Source organism: Frigoribacterium sp. UYMn621 (assembly GCF_040549525.1).
GTDB lineage: Bacteria > Actinomycetota > Actinomycetes > Actinomycetales > Microbacteriaceae > Lacisediminihabitans.
Genome location: NZ_JBEPTM010000007.1, coordinates 118773 through 137797, shown reverse-complemented (window position 1 = coordinate 137797; position 19025 = coordinate 118773). Strand labels below are relative to the sequence as shown.

Sequence of the window (19025 nt, the reverse complement as noted above, 5' to 3'; positions counted from 1 at the left end):
CATGATCAGTGCCAGAGATGCCGGGGCTGCCGTGGCCGACCGCCTCTACCAGATGCGGGAGCAGTCGAGACACGTCGTCGGTCGCGTTCCGAACCCGCGCTACGCCCGCGGGACCCTCGCTCCCGTGCTGCTGCTCCCCGGAGTGTACGAGACCTGGCAGTTCCTGCGTCCGGTGGCTGACCGGCTCAACACCCTCGGGCATCCGATCCACACACTCCCCGTGCTCGGATACAACAGGTTCACGATCGTCGCCTCGGCGGAGCTGGCCCAGCGCTACCTCGACGAGCGCAACCTCACCGGAGTGTTCATCGTCGCGCACAGCAAGGGCGGCCTCATCGCCAAGCACATGATGGTGACGGATGACCGCGCGGGCCGCATCGACAGTCTCGTCGCGATCAACTCGCCGTTCGGTGGCTCGACCCTGGCCAACTGGGCACCGGTGCGCACCCTGCGCGCCTTCTCCCCTCGCGACGAGACCGTGATGACGCTGGCCGCGAACCTCGAGGCCAACGCGCGCATCACCTCGATCTTCAGCCGTCTCGATCCGCTGATCCCCGAGGGCAGCGAGCTCGCCGGTGCGACCAATGTCCGCCTTCCGATGGTGGGTCACTTCCGTCCGCTCAGCTCGCCGGCACTGTTCGCCGAAGTGGAGGCTGCCCTCTCGGCGCGAGGGTAGAAGAATGTCGGCAATGGAGAAGCACCAGAAACTCGTACTCGCCATCGCAGTTCTCGCCTCGTTCGTGGCCTTCCTCGACGGCTCGGTGATCAACGTCGCGCTCCCGGCCATCACGAGGGACCTCGGGGGCGGCATCACCACCCAGCAGTGGGTGGTCGATGCCTATCTCATCACGCTCGGGTCGCTGATCCTCGTCGCCGGATCGCTGTCGGATGTCTATGGGCGCATCGTCGTGCTGCGCACCGGCCTCATCGGCTTCGGCGCTGCCTCATTGCTGTGCGCGCTCGCCCCCGCCGCCGAGATCCTCATCATCGCGCGCGGAGTGCAGGGGATCGCCGGAGCGCTGCTCGTGCCGAGCTCGCTCGCGATCATCCTCTCCAACTTCCGCGGCGCGGCCCAGGCCAAGGCGATCGGGCAGTGGACCGGCTTCACCAGCGCGGCCTTCATCCTCGGTCCGCTCCTCGGCGGGCTCTTCGTCGATCTGGCGAGCTGGCGGCTGGTCTTCGCGATCAATGTGCTGCCGATCGTGGTGACGCTGTACCTGCTCGCGGTGCTCAAGCAGAAAGACGAGCGACAGAAGGACGTCGCCATCGACTATCCCGGCGCCGTGCTGGGTGTGCTCGGTGTCGGGCTGCCGGTGTTCGCCCTCATCGAGCAGGGCAACTACGGCTGGGGAAGTCCCCTCATCTTCCTCAGCATGGGCCTCGGCGTCGTCGCGTTCGTCGCCTTCCTGCGGCGGGAGCAGGTGGCGAAGCAGCCGATGGTGCCCTTCGCGCTGTTCCGCGTGCGCAACTTCGCCTGGGGCAACCTGACCACCACCTTCGTCTACGCGGCCATCTCGCTCGGAGGATTCCTTCTCGCGGTGTTCCTTCAGCAGGTCGCCGGGTACCCGGCGACGCTCGCCGGGCTCTCGACCCTTCCGGTGACGATCATCAGCATCCTGCTCTCCGGCCGGATCGGTGCCCTCGCCGGCCGGTACGGTCCGCGGGCGTTCATGACCGTCGGACCGATCATCACCGCGGTCGGCTTCTTCTTCTTCGCCTTCACCGGCGCGAGGGCCGACTACTGGACGCAGATCCTGCCCGGGGTGATTCTCTTCGGATTCGGGATGACGATCACCGTCGCCCCACTCACCAGCGCGATCCTCGGGGCGATCGACCAGCGCCAGGCCGGGATCGGTTCCGCGATCAACAACGCCGTCTCGAGGGTCGCCGGCCTCATCGCCATCGCCTTCGTGGCGCTCATCGTCGGGCCCCAATTCGGCGTCGCCGGCTTCCAGCGCGGAGTGCTGGTCACGGCCGTGCTGCTGTTACTCGGCGGGGTGACCTCGTGGATCGGCATCCGCAATCCCGCACAGGAAACGTCGGAGGTCCACAGCGCCGCCGACTGACTCCGCTCCCGCCTGGAGTCGACCTCGTCCCGGGCGATCGGCGAGTGTCGCGGCGCTCAGGTGGTCAGGCGAGCAGGCGGGATCCGCTGAACGAGAGCAGAACCACGTTCACGAGAGCGGCGGCGATGATCAACTGGAACAGCAGCCGTGTCGGCGGCCGGCGCAGCACGACGGCGATCGAACCGGCGAGCAGAAGGGTGAGTGCCAGCCCGACCCACTGGAGCACGGTCTTGTCGCCCGACGGTCCGAAGAAGGCGACGATTCCCCCGGCGGCGAGGGATCCGCAGATCACGATCCCGGATGCCGCGCGGCCGATGCGATGCGGTAGTCCGGCCACGCCTGTGCGCGCGTCGTCGTCGAGATCGGGCAATACGTTGGCGAAGTGCGCGGCGACGCCGAGGAGTGAACCGAGGGCGATCGCCCAGCCCGCGGCGACGGCGGGCGCGGGGCGCGACAGCGTGACGATCATCGGCAGCAATCCGAAGCTCACGATGTAGGGGATCACCGAGACGGGCGTCTTCTTGAGCCCGAGGTTGTAGGTCCAGGCCGAGATGATGAAGGCCGTGTGAGCGAGTGTGGCCGGCCCCCCGAGCAGGAGCGTGAGCAGGATCGCCGCGGCCGCGGTGATGAAGGACGCCGCGCGTGCCGTACCGATGCTCACCAGCCCGGCGGCGACCGGCTTATCGGTGCGTCCGACCGCGCGATCCCGCCCCGCATCGATCCAGTCGTTGGAGAGTCCCACCGAGAGCTGCCCGAGCAGGACTGCCACACCGAGAATGACCACGTGCGGGGGATCGAGGCCGACTGCGATGCCGAGCACTGCCGAAACGGCGCTGACCGCGAGGCTCGGACCCGGGTGGCTCGAGAGGGCCAGCGCGGCGGCAGTTCGGGGCATCCGCTCATGCTACTTGCGCCGGGATGTGCCGCTCGCAGTATCGTGGGGAACATGCCAGAGTCACCGCGTCCCGACTCAACACGGGGCGACACGGTCACCGGGCTCCTCGCACAGATCGCCGATGTGGGGCGTGACCGCCGGCGCGGCGGGTACTCCCGCCCGGTGTTCTCGCCGGCGGAGCGCGATCTCACGGGCTGGTTCACCGAGCAGGCCTCGCGACGCGGGCTCGAGGTGCACACCGACCTCAACGGCATCATCTGGGCGTCGATGGGCGACCTCTCCGCGGGAGACTCCGTCGTCACCGGCAGCCACCTCGACTCTGTACCCGGGGGAGGGGCCTTCGACGGTCCGCTCGGCATCTGTTCGGCGCTCGTCGCGATCGATCGCCTGCGCGAGCGCGGCCTCGCCCCGCGGCGTCCACTCGCGATCGCGGTGTTCCCCGAGGAGGAGGGTTCCCGCTTTGGTGTGGCGTGTCTCGGATCGCGCCTGCTCACCGGGGCGATCGACGCCGACCGGGCACGGTCGTTGCGCGATGACGGCGGCGCGACCTTTGCCGAGGTCGCGGCGGCGGGGGGACTCGACCCCCGATTCCTCGGACAGGACGACGGCACCCTCGCGTCCATGGGAACCTTCCTCGAGCTGCACGTCGAGCAGGGACGGGGGCTGATCGACCTCGGCCGGCCCGTGGGAATCGCGCGCTCGATCCTCGGTCACGGCCGCTGGCGCCTCACCGTGGGCGGGCAGGGCAACCACGCCGGGAGCACCCTGATGGCGGACCGGCGGGACCCGATGCTCGCCGCGGCGCAGATCGTCGTGGCCGTTCGCGAGGCGGCTCTCGCGTATCCGGGTGCCCGGGCGACCGTCGGCCGGCTGACCCCGGTGCCCGGTGGCACCAATGTGATCGCATCCAGCGTCGACCTGTGGCTGGATGTGCGGCATCCGCACGACCACATCACGGCCGCGGTGGTGCAGCGTATCTCGAGCGAGGCAGAGCGCCTGGCCACCGAAGAGGGCTGCTCGGTGCGGGTCGTCGAGGAATCGCTGAGCGCAACCATGGAGTTCCCGATCGGGCTCCGGGACCGGCTCGCGGGCGCCCTTCCCGACAGCCCGCTCCTCGACAGCGGGGCGGGCCACGATGCCGGTGTTCTCGGCGCGCGGGTCGAATCGGCGATGCTCTTCGTGCGAAATCCGACCGGAGTCTCCCACTCGCCGGAGGAACACGTGGAGGCGGATGACGCCGAAGCGGGGTCGGTGGCCCTCGCCGACGCGCTGGAGGCGCTGCTCACCCGAGACTGAGAGGCCGGCCGCCCCCGGGCTACGGCAGCAGCAACAGCTTGCCGATGTGGCCGGAGGATTCCATCCGCTCGTGCGCCCTCCCCGCATCCGCGAGGGGGAACCTGCTGTCGATGACGGGGAGGATCTGGCCGTTCTCCACGAGAGGCCAGACGTTCTCCCGCACGCTCGCCATGATCTCGTCCTTCTCCTCCGGGCGGCGGGCCCGCAGTGTCGATCCGTGGATCGACAGCCAGCGTCGCATCATGAGCCCGAAGTCCAGCTCGCCGCTCTCCCCGCTGAGGTTCGCGATGTTGACCAGTCGGCCGTGCGGGGCGAGCGAGCGGAGGTTGCGGTCGAGGTAGCCGCCGCCGATCGAATCGAGGATCACATCGACGCCCGCACCATCGGTGGCTGCCGAAAGCTCCTCTGCGAAGTCCGTCTCGCGGTAGTCGATGAGGATGTCAGCACCGAGCCGTTCGCAGGCCGCGAGCTTGGCCGGGGTTCCGGCTGTCACGGCGACGAGGCAGCCGAATGCACGGGCGAGCTGGATGGCGATCGTGCCGATGCCGCTCGAGCCACCGTGCACGAGGAGGGTCTCTCCCGATCGCAGCCCCGCGGTGAGGAACACGTTCGACCACACCGTCGCGATCGCCTCGGGGAGCCCCGCGGCATCCACGAGATCGAGGGAGTCCGGCACGGGCAGGAGTTGGCCGGCCGCGGCCACGGCGAGAGAGGCGTAGCCACCACCGGGCAGCAGGGCGCACACCCGGTCGCCCACCGCCCAGTCGCTGACCCCGTGCCCCCGTGACCTGATGATTCCGGAGACCTCCATGCCGGGCAGCGGGGAGGCGCCCGCGGGCGGCGGATAGTTGCCCTCGCGTTGGCCGATATCGGCCCGGTTGACGCCGGCGGCGGCGACCTCGATGACGACCTCTCCCGTGCCGGCGACGACATCGGGGAGTCGGGTGTAGACCAGGGAGTCGACACCCCCGGGACTGGGGACAGTGATGGCATGCATTCCTGAACGCTACGCCCAGCCGCTGCAACTAGGTTGGAGGTCATGCCACTCGCCCCCGATGCCGCCGCTCTCGCCGCGCTGCTTCCGGGGACCTGGCGCATCGGCGCCACCAACTTTCCCATGTGGCTCCGCGGTGATCGTCTCCGTCCGTACTTCCGCTACGACCTGAGGACCGCCGATCCGCTCGTGCTGGATGACGTGGTCGGCTACACGACAGCGGACGGCGTGGAGAAGACCATCGTGGGCGTCGACCGGATGCGCCACGACGGCTTCGTCTGGCGCGGGGCAGGGCTCCTTCGTTTCGTGACCAGCCGGTGGGCGGTCGCGGGAGCGACCGAGGACTCGAACATCCTGGTGATCCGCTTCGCGAAGTCGCGACTGTCCCCCGCGGGAGTCGACGTCGTCGTGCGGGAAGGAACGGACTCCCTCGCCTTCCGCACCCAGGTCGCGGGACTCTCGGAGTCTCTCGGGCTCACCCACGGGGAGTTCGCGAGCCTCACCTGGCTCGAACTCGCCGACTGATCCGGTGGCTTGCGGTCTCAGTCCTCGGTATAGCCCAGCGCGCTCAGCACTGCCCGCGGCCGTTCGACCGCACCGAAATGGCCGCAGTCCGGGATGACCGTTCGCACGCTCGATGGCAAGAGCTGCCCGAGATGGTCGAGGTCCTCCTGAGTGACGAACACGTCACGGTCGCCCTTGGTCGCGCGCACCGGGCATTCGATGCGCGACCAGCGCGCATCCGCGTCGTAGCCCTTCGTCACGGCGGCGGCTGTCGCGAATGATCGTGGACGGATCTCGACGGCAAGAGCGTGCCCCTGCGATCGCGGTACCGCCTGCCAGTGCCGGAAGAGCGGAAAGGTGGCCGGGCGCAGCAGCCCGATCGCTCCGATGCCCCGCACCAGTGCCGGACCCGCCCGGCCGAGCAGGTGGAGAAACTGCATGACGCGCCACAGCATGGTGAATCCCGGGAGCTCGCCGAAGCGCCGCACCGGATGCTCGACGGAGTGGATGATCGAGAAGGTCGTGCCAGAGACCATGCCCACCGAGAGCACGGCCTGTGGCCAGATCGACGCCATGTGGAGGGCGATGAATCCGCCGAGGGAGTGGCCGACGATGTCCCATTCCGTGTACCCGAGTTCTTCTGCCATGTCTTTGACCAGCGAGCAGATCGCGAACACCGGGTCATCGACAGAACCCTCCGCGAGGGAGGCGTCTCCCCAGCCCGGCAGGTCGAAGATCACGATGTCACCGAGGTCGATCCGATCGGCGACCGCCGCCTGCAGCAGGGGGGTCCAGGTGGTCCACGATCCGGCGGCCCCGTGGAGAAACAGGGTAGCGCGCGTCGAGGTGCGGCGCGGCGGATGTCGCGCGACGCAGGTTCCGAGCGGGCTCGAGACCGTTGTGGTGGCAAGGCCGAGGGCATCGGGGTCGGAGAGCAGTTCGAATGGCGCGTAGTTCTCGAGGGTGACGATGCTCATGCGACCTCCCCGATGATGACCTCGCGCACCCGCCGCAGGTCTTCGAGCAGGGACCCGACCAGGATCCAGTTGTCGGGATCCGGCAGGGCGATCACCAGCGGTGCCGTGAGCGCGGGGAGTTCGGCGGTGATCGGTGTCGGCTCCGTGCTCGGGGTGTCCCGCGCGAGAAGGCGGAGGTCGTGCGCCGCCCGGTCGAGCTCGAGCGCGATCGAGCCCACGAAACGATCATCGGCCAGGCCCGTGTCGTAGTTGTCGTGAAGGGCCCTGGCCATGCCCGTCACCCGGGTCACGAGGATTCCCAGAGTGTCGAGGAGGTCACGATCCCGCTCCAGGGCCTCGCGGTACCGCACCCGTCGCGGATTGAGCATCAGGGATTCGTCCGCGCGCACCAGAGCATCCGTCGCCGAATTGCGCAGTGCCGGCAGCTGGCGCGCCGAAGTCAGCATCGCGGCGAGCTCCTGCGCGTTCTGCGGAGTCCGTAGGGCCGTCGCAAAGGAGGAGAGGGTATCCGCGACCCGCTCTGCCAGTCGCACTACCGCTCCGTGCGCGGGGGTGAGAAGCACCGGCGGCACGATGATCGCATTCACGGCCAACCCGACGATCGCACCGATGACCGTTTCGATAACCCGATTGACCGCGTACCCGGGCGTGTTGGTGCCGATGGCGATCACGAGCATCGCGCTGATCGGGATCTGGTTCGCCGAGCCCGGCGACAGTCGAAGTGCCCAGGCGACCAGGAGCGAGACGACGATGATACCGAGGACGATCCAGCTCGAATGCCCGAAGAGGATGCCAGCGGCGTAGGCGAGGACGACCCCGAAGATCACTCCGACGCTGCGTTCGATCCCCTTGGCGAGGGACTGGTTCACACTCGGCTGAACGACCAGGAGCGCCGCGATCGCCGCAAAGATCGGAAGCGGTTGTCCCAGCGTCACCGTGCAGATGAGCCAGGCGATGATCGCGGCGACGGAGGTTTTGAGCACCTGGAGCAGGGGACTGCGTGACGAGGCGCGCAGCGAGGCCATCAGTCGCATCCCCCCAGAGTATCCGGAGGCGGGGTCTCAGCAGTTCGATCATCGGCGTCAGACCCTGGCTCACCGCGATCGCGAGGAGGGGTCTGTCTACTCGGTGGGGAGCTGCGGGCCGCTGAGATCGTCGGTGGTCGGCGGATCTATAGTGGGGGACACGACGGTGACAGACGAATCCGAAGAGCCCGGCTGGGGGGCGCCGGTTCCGGAGACGGTGTCAGCCGAGGCGACTGTAGATCCGCCGAGCGCGACACTCACGAGCAGAGCGCTCGCGAGTATGCCGGCCGCTGAAACTCCGCTTGCTGCCGCGGTCACTCCGGTCAGCCGTCCCGTGAGGCGCGCGCGCCTCACAAAAACGGCGATGGCCACGAGGGCGACTGTCGCAAACGAGACAGTGAGCACTAGTGGCAGGGTAATCGCATCGATCGCCGCGGGCGCGGCAGCAAGCGCAGCATTCATGTGCTGGCTGTTCCTTTCGGGTAAGGAACGGTTCATGTCGGGTACATGAACTGTGTATCGGTCTGTCCGTCTTTAGGGGGACATCGGATCGATAGAGTGACCGTATCAGCCCCTCATTCGTGGGGCAAGCTGGTATGTGCCCCAATTTGGGGGCATGCCCCCCGATCCCTTCGGCGACACCCGGAATCACGGGCTTTTCGTCCCGAACTTTCGTGCGAGCCCGGCCATATCCTTCGCCGTCTGGAGGCTCCGTGGGGACGCGAGGAAGGTGAGAGCCTTCTCATCCGATTCTCGCGGGAATCTCATCCCGTCGATACATACTGGTCAGGTCGTGCGGGGAGCTTCGCCGTCGCGCCTCATCCTCAGCCCCCGGCACACTCACCAGCGAAAGGACGTCGGCATGAATATCTCGCGGAAGATCGTGCTCACCGGTGTCGTCACCCTCGGAGTGTTCGCTCTCGGTTCGGCCGGGGCCGCAGCGGTCGCGCAGAGCCTCACCATCGAAAACCGCGCCGGAGTGGCTCAGGGTATCGCCCCGGTGACGACAGGGACCATGAGCCCGTCTCCGACCGAATCCCCCGCGAATGACAAGTCGAACGGTCCGACCGGCACGACGACGGTCGCGCCGGCTCCGCCGGTCAATGTCGATGACAGCGGCTCAGGTCGCAGCGGTAACGACGACGGCGCGGAACACGGCCTCGGTGACGGTGACACCCAGGGCGACGGAGACAGCAAGAGCGGAGACAGCAAGAGCGGTGACACCCAGAGCGGTGACACCGGGACCGGCGATGTCCGCCAGGGCACGGGCGTGTCTGGCGGTACAGGTGTGTCCGGCGGTACAGGCGGGTTGGGCGATTCAGGTTCGGGAACCAGCGGATCGGGCTCCACTTCGGGTAGTGGCAGCTCCGGCAAGAGCGGTTCCTCGGGCGGTGGTGGCAACGGTGGCGGTTCGGGCGACACCGGCGCGCACCACTGACAGCACGGTCGACCCGGCCAGGTGCGCGGGATGCCCTACCTCAACCGGTAGCCCATCCCGCGCACCGTTTGTATGCGCTCCGGACCGAATTTGGCACGGAGGTAGCGCACGTACACGTCCACGACATTGGAGCCGGGGTCGAAGTCGAAGCCCCACACGCGGCTGAGCAACTGTTCCCTGCTGAGAACCTGGTCGGGATGCCGCAGGAACTCCTCGGCGAGACCGAATTCGCGCGCGGAAAGATCCACGGTTCGCGACCCGATGGTCGCGCGTCGGGTGCGGGTGTCGAGGCTGAGGTCACCGTGCGAGAGCACCGATCGATCGGCTGGCACGGCATCCTGGGCGCGGAGGCGGATCCGCGCGAGCAATTCGTCGAACCGGAACGGCTTCGACATGTAGTCGTTCGCCCCGCTCTCGAGTGCCGCTACCGTGTCGGCACCGGAATCGCGAGCGGTGAGGATGATGACGGGAATGGTGGAGCCGGATGACCGGAGTCGACGCAGCACCTCGAACCCGTCGAGGCCGGGCAGCCCGATGTCGAGGACGAGAAGCTCGAATGACCCGGATGAGGCGAAGTCGAGAGCATCGCCACCGTTCGTCACCACGTGCGAGCTGTAGCCCGCTGCCTTCAGGCCCTTCTCGATGAACGAGGAAATGCGCTCCTCGTCTTCGGCGATCAGGATCCCACTCATTCCTGCTCCTCCGGGGTTTCGGCGGGGAGCGCTGGTCCGAGCGGCAACTCGAGCGTGAAGGTTGATCCGATCGCCGGCGCGCTCTCCAGGCGGACCACCCCGTGGTGCGCGTGGAGGATCGTCGTGACGATGGCGAGTCCGAGGCCTGCACCGCTCTCGCCTCGGCCCTCTCCCTCGCGGCGGAATCGCTCGAAGATTCGCTCGTGAGCCTCCGGAGCGATACCGGGTCCGAAATCGGTCACCCAGAGTTCCAGGAACTCCTCGCCGAGATCTTCGACGACCCTGCTGCCGATCTCGATGGGAAGTCCGGGCGTGCCATGGCGGTTCGCGTTGGAGGCGAGCTGAACCCATGCCTGGGTGATTCGCGCGGGATCGAGCTCGGCGACCGCATCCGCAGTTTCCATGAGTCTCCAGTCCCTCCCGGGGATCGCCGCAAGTTTGCGGTACACCGTCTCGGTGAGGCTTCGCACGTCGGTGGGCTCGATCGTAACGCCGGACAGACGCTGAACGGAGGCCAGGAGTGAGATATCGGCGACGAGAAGGTTCATGCGATCCAACTCGTCGATCACCAGGGCACGGATCTCTGCCACCTGCGACGCGTCACCGGTATCCAGCAGCTCCAGTTGCCCGCGCACGATCGTGATCGGTGTCTTGAGCTCGTGACCCACGTCGTCCAGCAACTGCCGCTGGCCCTCGAGCGAGGTCTGAAGGCGGTCGAGCATCTCGTTGACGGTCAGGGTGAGTTCAGAGACGTCGTCCCCGCCGGCCACCGGGATGCGTTCGACCAGGTCGGACCCGGTGATGCGTCGCGCCGTGTCGCGCAGGATGCGCAGCGGTCTCAGAAGTCGACCGGCCACGAACCATCCGACGAGAGCGACCGCCACCAGCGCACCCGCCGCCACCAGAAGGAAGGTCTGGAAGCCGACGGCGATCGGCAGGAGTTCCGCGTCGATGCTGTAGGCGGCAACGTAGACGCCGGTGGCGCTGTCACCGCTCGCCCGCACCGGCACAGCCAGGTAGCGGAGAGCTCCGTGAGAGCTCACGTCTGTGCCGAGAACCACGGCCCCCGGCCCGGTCTCACGGTTGATCCGCGCGATGAATGCCGTCTCCTTCTCCAGGGACACCCCGACCTGGCTGCCGGGCACGACCGCCGCCTTGCCGTCGATGATGCCCAGAATGCCCTCGTTGGTATCGGGGGTGATCTGTTGGATCGCGGCGGTCAGCAGCTCACGGATGCTCGGGTACTCCTTGTCGGCGGCGATCGAGCGGAGTCGACTCGCGGTGTCCTCGAGCCGCGTATCGACCTGGGCGAGCACACGCTGTCGCTGAACCAGAAAGGCCGTGCCTCCGGCCACCGTCATTCCGGCGGCGGCCACCACGAGCATCGCGGCGAGGATGCGCACGCGCACCGACACGGTGATGGTGCGGCGGCGGGTCATCCCCTCATTATCGAGGAGAGCTTACCCAGCGACTTCCAAGATGAGAGAGGTCTCACGCGCGTACCGTGACGATCATGACTTCGACTCTCGCGTCCGCATCCGGAACTTTCGCCATCGGCGGTGACCTCACGGTCAACCGACTCGGATACGGAGTGATGCAGCTGCCAGGGGCGGGCGTGTGGGGAGAGTCGCGCGATCCACAGAACGCGGTGAAGGTCTTGCGCCGAGCCGTAGAACTCGGGGTCACGTTGATCGACACCGCCGATGCCTACGGCCCAGAGGTCGCCGACCTGCTGATCAAGGAGGCGCTGCATCCCTATGCCGACGATCTCGTGATCGCCACCAAGGTCGGCTTCACCCGCCAGGGCCCGAACCAGTGGATCCCGGTGGGCCGGCCGGAATACCTGCGCCAGCAGGTGGAGCTGAGCCTTCGCCACCTCGGCCTCGAGCGCATCGATCTGCTGCAGCTCCACCGGATCGACCCCACAGTCGCGCTCGAGGACCAACTGGGTGAGCTCGTGGCACTCCAGGCCGAGGGCAAGATCCGGCATCTGGGACTGTCGGAGGTCAGTGTCGACGATCTGGTGGCCGCACAGAAGCTCGCCACCATCGTCTCGGTCCAGAACCTGTTCAACCTCGCCCACCGTGATGCCGAGCCGCTGCTCGACACCGCGACGGCCAACGACATCGCCTTCATTCCGTGGTTCCCACTGGCCACAGGCAAGCTCGCGCAGCCGGGCGGGCCGCTCGATGCACTCGCCAAGAAGCACGACGCGTCCCCCTCGCAGCTCGCTCTCGCCTGGCTCCTCAAGCGCTCGCCGGTGCTTCTGCCGATCCCCGGCACATCGAGCCTCGATCATCTTGCGGACAATGTGGCAGCCGCCGCACTCGAATTGACGGATGATGAGTTCACGGAGCTGACCGCAGCGGTCTGACCTCCGCCTCGCCGTCACCCGGCCGACCAGCACCCAGGAGAGCAATGCCCGAGACCAGCGCAGTCCACACCATCGACATCCCCGGGCTCACCGGGGCGAGCGCCGGGCTCACCGGGGAGTTCGTGCTCCCCGCGGGAGAAGGACCGTGGCCGGGAGTCGTGCTCGTGCATGAGGCCTTCGGCATCAATGACGTGATGCGACGGCAGGCCGAGCGCTTCGCCCGGGCCGGCTACATCGCGTTGATGCCAGACCTCTTCACCGAGGGCGGAGCTCGTAAATGCCTGAATCAGACCTTTCGTGAGCTGAGTGCCGGCACCGGCCGCTCCTTCGCCGACATCGAGTCGGCCAGGCAGTTGCTCATCGCGCGCGCGGACTGCACGGGCGAGGTCGGAATCATCGGATTCTGTATGGGCGGCGGCTTCGCGCTCGCCGCGGCGAGCCTCGGCTTCGGTGCCGCATCGGCCAACTACGGCCGACTGCCCAAGCCACTGGACGAGTCGCTCGTCGGCGCCTGCCCGATCATCGGCAGCTACGGCGGCAAGGACAATTCCCTGAAGGGTGCCGCACGGAAGCTCGACGAATCGCTCACCCGGCTCGGGATCGACCACGACGTGAAGGAGTACCCCGAGGCGGGGCACTCGTTCCTCAACGACGAGGAGAGCGGGCCGCCCGCTCTGCGTTTCATCATGAAGCGCATCCTCGGAGCGGGTCCGAACCCGGAGGCAGCCGCTGACGCGTGGACGCGCATCGACGCGTTCTTCGGCGAGCATCTCGCGAAGAAGAGCTAGGCCCGGGCCTCACCGCTCGCTGCGGCGATGGCATCGGCCGCACGCACCAGGGCGAGGTGGGAGAGCGCCTGCGGGGTGTTCCCCACCTGGCGCGAGCCCGCGACGTCGTACTCCTCGCTGAGCAGCCCGAGATCGTTGCTGAAGCTCACCAGGCGATCCATCAGGGTGCGGGCATCAGCGACCCGGCCGCTGCGGGCGTACTGCTCGACCAGCCAGAACGAACAGGCGAGGAACGGATGCTCGCCGGCGGGCAGTCCGTCGACCCCGGATTCCGTGCGGTACCGCATCAGCAGGCCGTCGTGGAGCAGTTCTTCCTCGATTGCGGCCACCGTGCCGAGCATCCGCGGGTCGTCGGCGGCAACGTAGCCGATCTGGGACAGCAGAAGCAGCGAGGCATCCACCCCGGTGCTGCCGTAGTGCTGGGTGTAGGTGTTGCGGGATGTATCGAATCCGCGCGATTCGATTTCGGCGCGGACCTCGTCGCGAAGTCGGATCCATCGCTCCACCGGGCCATCGAGACCGAAGTCGGTGACCGCCCGGATGGCGCAGTCGAATGCCGCCCAGATCATGGCCCGCGAAGAGACGAAGTCCCGTTGTGGGCCCCGGATCTCCCAGATGCCGTTATCGGGCCGCCGCCAGTTCTCCTCCACGTAGGTCATCAGCGCCCTCTGCAGGGGCCAGGAGAACTCGTCTTCGGCCAAACCGAGTTCTCGGGCGGACTGCAGCGCGATCATGACCTCGCCGAAGACGTCGCCCTGGTACTGCCTCCAGGCATCATTGCCGGCCCGCACCGGGGAGGCCCCGTCGTAGCCGGGAAGGCTGTCGACCTCCCACTCGGTGAGCCGACGCTCGCCGGCAAGCCCATACATGATCTGCACGTCGCCCGGGTCGCCGGCGACGGCCCGAAGCAGCCACCCGCGCCACGATTTCGCCTCTTCGCGAAATCCGTGCCCGAGCAGCACGTTGAGGGTGAGTGACGCGTCGCGCAGCCAGACGTAGCGGTAGTCCCAGTTACGGCTGCCGCCGAAGGACTCGGGGAGGCTGGTCGTCGCTGCCGCCACGATCCCCCCGGTGTCTTCGTGGGTGAGGGCGCGAAGAACGAGCAGCGAGCGATGCACCTCGTCGTGGTAGACCGGGGAGGCGATGCAGTGGGATGCCCAGTCCTGCCACCAGAGGATCGTGTCGGCGAGACGGTCGTCGAAGGCGACCCGAGCGGGAGGCTCACGATGCGATGGGTACCACGTCATCGAGGCATCCACGGTCTCGCCTGCGGAGACGGTGAACTCCGCGACGTGAGTGTGGTCGGATGCCCTCAGCTCCGGCCCACGCATGATCACGGCGTCCGGACCGGCAACGGCCACGAGCCCGTGGCCGTGCTCGTCCGGTGCCTGGCGCACCCAGGGCAAGGCGTCGGAGTAGTTGAACCGGAAGCGCAGGTCCATCATCATCGGCACGCTTCCCCGGATGCCCGTGACGCGACGGATCACATCGGCACGCCGGTCACCGTGCGGCATGAAATCGGTGACCTCAACCTCGCCATCCGCCGTCACCCATCGGGTCACCAGAATGAAGCTGTCCTCCCGGTAGCGACGCGACGTCGCCAGCACCTCGCCAACGGGGGCGAGGAGCCATCGACCGTTGTCTTTGTGTCCGAGCAGAGCCCCGAAGATGGAGGGGGAGTCGAAGCGGGGGAAACAGAGCCAGTCGATGCTCCCGTCCCGTCCGACCAGACCGGCGGTGTGGCAGTCGCCGATCAGGGCGTAGTCCTCGATGCGCAGAGCCATTCCCTCAGTCTTGCAGAGGTACCCTGTGGTCATGGCTGACCACATCGGAACTCTCGTCATATTCGGAGCGGGTGGGGACCTCACCAAGAGGCTGCTGCTGCCCGGCCTCGGCCAGCTGCTGGGCAGCTCCCGCGGTTACGACCTGAAGTTGATCGGGGTGGGATTCGATCCGATGACGGATGCCGAGTGGCGAGAGCGAGTCGTCGCATCCTTCGCCGCCGGGGGCCCGGTGAGCAGCCGCTCGGCCGCAGTGGCCAAGACATCGGTGTACCTGCAGGCCGACGTGACGAAGCCGGCGGACCTCGAGCACATTCTGGCCGCGGCAACCGGCACGCCCGCGCTCTATTTCGCGCTGCCTCCGCACGTGACGATCCTCTCGATCGCCGCCCTCGAGAAGGTCGGGCTGCCGAAGGGCACAGTTCTCGGGCTGGAGAAGCCCTTCGGCACGGACCTGCGCAGCGCCCAGGCGCTCAACCGGCAGCTCGTGAAGCTGCTGCCGGAGAAGCACATCCATCGGGTCGATCACTTTCTCGGAAAATCGACGGTGCTCAACCTCCTCGGTCTGCGCTTCGCCAACCGCATATTCGAACAGGTCTGGAGCGCGGAGCACATCGAGAGGGTCGACATCGTCTTCGACGAGACCCTCGGCCTCGAAGGCCGAGCCGGGTACTACGACAAGGCCGGCGCCCTCGTCGACATGATCCAGAGCCACCTGCTGCTCGTGATGGCGCTCGCCGCGATGGAGCCGCCGTCGAGTCTCGACGCCGACGACCTCCGCGGATCGATGGCACAGGTGTTGCGCGCCACCCACGCTTGGAAGGGCAATCCCGTGGCCGCCGGCCGCCGGGCCCGCTACACCGGAGGCACCATCGACGGCCGGAAGCTCCCCGCCTACGTCAAGGAGTCCGGCGTGCATCCGGAACTCGACACCGAGACCCTCGCGGAGGTCACCGTGGGGATCGAGAACTGGCGCTGGGCTGGAGTGCCGTTCCGACTGCGGTCGGGCAAGGCCATCTCCGACAAGCGCCAGCAGATCGTGGTGACCTTCAAGGACGTGCCGCATCGCCCCTATGGATTCACCGGCAATCCCGGCCCCGCGCGGCTCACCATCTCGCTGAGCCCGGACAGCATCGAGCTCGACCTGAACATCAATGGCGAAGACGACCCGTTCACCCTCGATCGAGTAAGCCTCGATGTGGAGTTCGCGAAGGGTGAGCTCGGTCCCTACGGCGAGGTGCTCCACGGCATCCTGTCCGACGACGCCACCCTGTCGGTGCGAGCGGACGCCGTCGAGGAATGCTGGCGCATCGTCGCGCCGATCCTCTCGGCCTGGCGCAAGGGCGAGGTGCCGATCGACAACTACCGGGCCGGTTCTGCCGGGCCGACCGCCTGGAAATAGCGAGACTGGAAGTAGCTCAAGAGCCGGGCTATTGCTCGCTGCGGTGGGACGGATGCCCCACCACGAGCCGCAGGCCCGCATCGAACTCGTCGAGCCGGCGGAATTCGCCGTACCGTCGGTCCCAGGCACCACTGGACAGGTCCGCCGAGAGCCGATCGGTGAAACGGGCGACCACCTCGTCTGAAACGAAGCTCCACGCCGACATGGCCCGGCGGACATCCGCTTCGAGCAGCCGCTCGGGGCGGGCGAAGAAGGCCTGGCCGAATCCATCGACGCAGTCTGCCGGAACCGGCACCGGAATCACGTCGACCGGTGCGCCGCTGTCTGCGCCCAGTTCGAGCCTCAGGGCGGCGATCGCGGGCATCCGGCGGCTCTCCACCTCGAGTACCTCTGGCGCGTAGTCCATGAGCCACCAGTGCTGCGGCGGCACGGGATCGAAGGTCATGATCACGATGGGCCCTCGGGTCACCCTGCGCATCTCGGCCAGACCCGTCGCACGCGCCGGCCACTGGTGCACGGTGACCGTCGCCATGCTGGCATCGAAGCTCCCGTCGGGGAAGGGCAGGGCGTCAGAGGTGGCGTCGATCGCTCGGGTGAGCCAGGCCGGTCGCTGGGCGCGCATCGAGGCCGAGGGTTCGACGGCGGTGACCTCCCGGTCGAGGGGCTCATAGGATCCGGCGCCCGCTCCGACATTGAGAACCGTGCGCGCCCCTCCGAGGGCATCGAGGATGCGAGCCCCGATCCGCGGGTCGGGTTGCCGGATGAGCGCGTAGCCCGGCCCGATTCTCGAGTAGTCGGCGTCTCCAGCCGATCCGTCCGCCAGCCGTTGGATCATGTTTCAGGTCTAGCAGCAGATCGGCGACGCTCGCGGGTCGCTGTCAGAAAATCCCAGAGTCTGAGAGGCGCTCGGCCAGCCCCGCCCCATCGGGAGCGTAGACCCAGGGCGCCGACTCGTTGGAATGCGCCTCGGACTTGCTTCTGCCACCGGCGAGAACGGCCTCACTGTTCGAGAGCTGGCGGATCGCCACAGCCTCGACGCTGTGCGGATGACTGTCGGCGAACTGGCTGTAGATCTCTTCGTCGTGCTGCCCGTCGTCTCCGACGAGCAGCCAGCGCACGTCGGGGAACTCGCGGGAGAGTCTTTTGAGCGTGTCGACCTTGTGATTGCGTCCGCTGCGGAACCAGCGATCGTGTGTCGGCCCCCAGTCGGTGAGCAACAGGGGTCCGGTCGGGTAGAGATTCCTCGACAGGAAACGGGTGAGGGTCGGTGCCACATTCCAGGCTCCGGTGGAGAGATAGAAGACGGGGATTCCCGGATGCGACCGCGTCAGCCGCTCGTAGAGCACGGCCATGCCCGGCACCGGTCGCCGTGCGTGCTCGTCGAGCACGAAGGTGTTCCAGGCGGCGAGGAACGGACGGGGGAGAGCGGTCACCATCACCGTGTCATCCACGTCGGAGATGATTCCCACGGTCACCGTGGGGTCCACGATGAATACCGAGGCCTCCACCGTTTCGGTCTCGTTGGTGCCGAGGGTGATCGTGTGCCAGCCCGGGGGGAGGTCGACTTCGAGCACGGTGTCGACGACACCTCCGCGGTCGGCCTCCACCCGCTGCTCCACATCCCCGATGCCGATGGTGACGACGATGTCATTCACCGGGACGCTCGTGAAACTGCGCCATCCGCGGATCTTCTTGTACCGGGGATCGGTGCCGGCGGTCGGCTTGGTGAGCAACACCCGGCACAGCACCCGCGCCCACCCCGGCGCACCGTAGCCGGCATACGGCACGATGGTGGGCAGGTGTCCGCGACGCCGCGCCCACTTCTCCCGGAGATCGTGCACAGTGTCTTCTGCGCGCGCAGCCAGGTGGATGATCGGCTCTGCTCCTGCCGCTGTGGCTGACGTTTTCGGGATCCTGGCCATGGGGCAAGTCTTTCACGACTGTGGCTATCGATTACCGTCCACAGAACGGTTGGAGTAGTACACAGACCCGTCATTTCTGGGAAATCTCCCATTTCGTGAATTAATTGCAAGAAACTCGCGCCCCCGTCTCGGGGGCGCGATAGTATTCCGATTGACATAAATCGAGGAGTTGCATTGGCCGATCAAAACCCCACCGAAGTCGCCTCGGACGGCAGCGCCCTGTTGCGCAATGAGCCGGTTCAGGCGCGCAGCACGGCGAGGCTCGCGAGTCTCCTCGATGCCGCAGCCGCGATCATCGACGAGATCGGCTACGAGCGCCTCACCACGGCGATGGTGGCCGAGCGCGCCGGGGCCTCAATCGGCACCGTCTACCGCTACTTCCCCGACCGGATCGTCGTGCTTCAGAGCCTCAGCGCGCGGTCGCTCGGTGGTTTCGTCGATGGCACCCGCAGCACCATCCTCGATCCCGCCCACACGACCTGGTGGGATGCCATCCGCGCCTGCATCAACGGGATGACCGGCGCGTTCCGTTCCACTCCCGGATTCCGTTCCCTCCGACTGGGGGACGTGCTCGACGTGCGTCCGGTGCTCGCGGCCCAGTCGGGAAGCACCGTTGTCGCTGCCGCAGCGGCAACGGCACTCTCTGAGCGCTTCGGGCTTCCGATCGAGGAACTCGCTCACCGCCTCGAGGTCGTGCTCGTGGTCGCCGACTCGCTCTTGTCCCGCGCCTTCACCTACGACGCCAACGGAGACTCCGCACTCATCGATGAGGCGATGACGATCTCGAAGGCCTACCTGACAGGCTTCTACGGAGATCCCGACAAGGCGTAGCGGCAGGTAGCGGCACATCGCGGCACATCGCGGCACGTCG

Annotated in this window: 19 protein-coding genes; 9 read left to right on the top strand and 10 right to left on the bottom strand. The window is 67.4% G+C overall.

Features of this window, described 5'->3' with window-relative positions; genetic code table 11:
- Position 1: 1 nt before the first annotated feature.
- Positions 2 to 676: an esterase/lipase family protein gene (locus ABIB54_RS12905; protein ID WP_354575922.1), complete on the top strand. Its 675-nt coding sequence runs from the start codon at positions 2 to 4 to the stop codon at positions 674 to 676.
- Between the two features lie 13 nt (positions 677 to 689).
- Positions 690 to 2066: a DHA2 family efflux MFS transporter permease subunit gene (locus ABIB54_RS12900; protein WP_354575921.1), complete on the top strand. Its 1377-nt coding sequence runs from the start codon at positions 690 to 692 to the stop codon at positions 2064 to 2066.
- A gap of 64 nt (positions 2067 to 2130) precedes the next feature.
- Here the strand turns inward: ABIB54_RS12900 and ABIB54_RS12895 are convergent, their stop codons facing one another.
- A complete protein-coding gene (locus ABIB54_RS12895) occupies positions 2131 to 2961 on the bottom strand; it encodes a UbiA family prenyltransferase (protein ID WP_354575920.1) in 831 nt (276 codons plus the stop codon).
- 51 nt (positions 2962 to 3012) lie between these two features.
- On the opposite strand from ABIB54_RS12895, the gene ABIB54_RS12890 reads away from it, so the two are divergent.
- Positions 3013 to 4257, top strand: coding sequence for an allantoate amidohydrolase (locus ABIB54_RS12890; RefSeq protein WP_354575919.1), 1245 nt, complete (start codon positions 3013 to 3015; stop codon positions 4255 to 4257).
- 19 nt (positions 4258 to 4276) lie between these two features.
- Here ABIB54_RS12890 and ABIB54_RS12885 read toward each other — a convergent pair whose 3' ends face one another.
- Positions 4277 to 5254, bottom strand: coding sequence for an NAD(P)H-quinone oxidoreductase (locus tag ABIB54_RS12885; RefSeq protein WP_354575918.1), 978 nt, complete (start codon positions 5252 to 5254; stop codon positions 4277 to 4279).
- 42 nt (positions 5255 to 5296) lie between these two features.
- Between ABIB54_RS12885 and ABIB54_RS12880 the strand changes: the two genes are divergently transcribed.
- Positions 5297 to 5776 (top strand): hypothetical protein, encoded by a 480-nt coding sequence (locus ABIB54_RS12880; protein WP_354575917.1) that lies wholly within the window; start codon positions 5297 to 5299, stop codon positions 5774 to 5776.
- A 17-nt stretch (positions 5777 to 5793) separates the two neighbouring features.
- On the opposite strand, the gene ABIB54_RS12875 is transcribed toward ABIB54_RS12880, so the two are convergent.
- The 3 genes from ABIB54_RS12875 to ABIB54_RS12865 form a co-directional block, all read right to left on the bottom strand.
- Complete coding sequence (locus tag ABIB54_RS12875; protein ID WP_354575916.1) at positions 5794 to 6732, bottom strand: alpha/beta fold hydrolase; 939 nt, start codon at positions 6730 to 6732, stop codon at positions 5794 to 5796.
- The gene (locus tag ABIB54_RS12870; protein ID WP_354575915.1) at positions 6729 to 7766 is read right to left on the bottom strand and encodes an FUSC family protein; all 1038 of its coding nucleotides are present in this window, start codon (positions 7764 to 7766) and stop codon (positions 6729 to 6731) included. Before ABIB54_RS12870 ends, ABIB54_RS12875 begins: the two co-directional genes overlap by 4 nt.
- Before the next feature lie 87 nt (positions 7767 to 7853).
- The gene (locus ABIB54_RS12865; RefSeq protein WP_354575914.1) at positions 7854 to 8219 is read right to left on the bottom strand and encodes a hypothetical protein; all 366 of its coding nucleotides are present in this window, start codon (positions 8217 to 8219) and stop codon (positions 7854 to 7856) included.
- 400 nt (positions 8220 to 8619) lie between these two features.
- Here ABIB54_RS12865 and ABIB54_RS12860 point away from each other — a divergent pair, with 400 nt between their 5' ends.
- The gene (locus ABIB54_RS12860) at positions 8620 to 9195 is read left to right on the top strand and encodes a hypothetical protein (protein WP_354575913.1); all 576 of its coding nucleotides are present in this window, start codon (positions 8620 to 8622) and stop codon (positions 9193 to 9195) included.
- A 35-nt stretch (positions 9196 to 9230) separates the two neighbouring features.
- Here ABIB54_RS12860 and ABIB54_RS12855 read toward each other — a convergent pair whose 3' ends face one another.
- Both ABIB54_RS12855 and ABIB54_RS12850 read right to left on the bottom strand, forming a co-directional pair.
- Complete coding sequence (locus ABIB54_RS12855) at positions 9231 to 9887, bottom strand: response regulator transcription factor (protein WP_354575912.1); 657 nt, start codon at positions 9885 to 9887, stop codon at positions 9231 to 9233.
- On the bottom strand, positions 9884 to 11326 hold the full coding sequence (locus ABIB54_RS12850; protein WP_354575911.1) for a sensor histidine kinase: 1443 nt from the start codon (positions 11324 to 11326) through the stop codon (positions 9884 to 9886). Before ABIB54_RS12850 ends, ABIB54_RS12855 begins: the two co-directional genes overlap by 4 nt.
- 74 nt (positions 11327 to 11400) lie before the next feature.
- Here ABIB54_RS12850 and ABIB54_RS12845 point away from each other — a divergent pair, with 74 nt between their 5' ends.
- Complete coding sequence (locus ABIB54_RS12845) at positions 11401 to 12261, top strand: aldo/keto reductase (protein WP_354575910.1); 861 nt, start codon at positions 11401 to 11403, stop codon at positions 12259 to 12261.
- A 44-nt stretch (positions 12262 to 12305) separates the two neighbouring features.
- Positions 12306 to 13049 (top strand): dienelactone hydrolase family protein, encoded by a 744-nt coding sequence (locus tag ABIB54_RS12840; protein WP_354575909.1) that lies wholly within the window; start codon positions 12306 to 12308, stop codon positions 13047 to 13049.
- On the opposite strand, the gene ABIB54_RS12835 is transcribed toward ABIB54_RS12840, so the two are convergent.
- Entirely contained in the window at positions 13046 to 14833 is a 1788-nt protein-coding gene (locus ABIB54_RS12835) for a glycoside hydrolase family 15 protein (protein WP_354575908.1), read from the bottom strand. The two genes, ABIB54_RS12840 and ABIB54_RS12835, sit on opposite strands and share 4 nt — an antisense overlap.
- A gap of 31 nt (positions 14834 to 14864) precedes the next feature.
- Here ABIB54_RS12835 and ABIB54_RS12830 point away from each other — a divergent pair, with 31 nt between their 5' ends.
- Positions 14865 to 16232: a glucose-6-phosphate dehydrogenase gene (locus ABIB54_RS12830; protein ID WP_354575907.1), complete on the top strand. Its 1368-nt coding sequence runs from the start codon at positions 14865 to 14867 to the stop codon at positions 16230 to 16232.
- A 28-nt stretch (positions 16233 to 16260) separates the two neighbouring features.
- On the opposite strand, the gene ABIB54_RS12825 is transcribed toward ABIB54_RS12830, so the two are convergent.
- Entirely contained in the window at positions 16261 to 17067 is an 807-nt protein-coding gene (locus tag ABIB54_RS12825; protein WP_354575906.1) for a class I SAM-dependent methyltransferase, read from the bottom strand.
- Between the two features lie 43 nt (positions 17068 to 17110).
- On the bottom strand, positions 17111 to 18154 hold the full coding sequence (locus ABIB54_RS12820) for an App1 family protein phosphatidate phosphatase (RefSeq protein WP_354575905.1): 1044 nt from the start codon (positions 18152 to 18154) through the stop codon (positions 17111 to 17113).
- A gap of 174 nt (positions 18155 to 18328) precedes the next feature.
- Between ABIB54_RS12820 and ABIB54_RS12815 the strand changes: the two genes are divergently transcribed.
- On the top strand, positions 18329 to 18985 hold the full coding sequence (locus ABIB54_RS12815) for a TetR/AcrR family transcriptional regulator (RefSeq protein ID WP_354575904.1): 657 nt from the start codon (positions 18329 to 18331) through the stop codon (positions 18983 to 18985).
- Positions 18986 to 19025 lie beyond the last annotated feature (40 nt).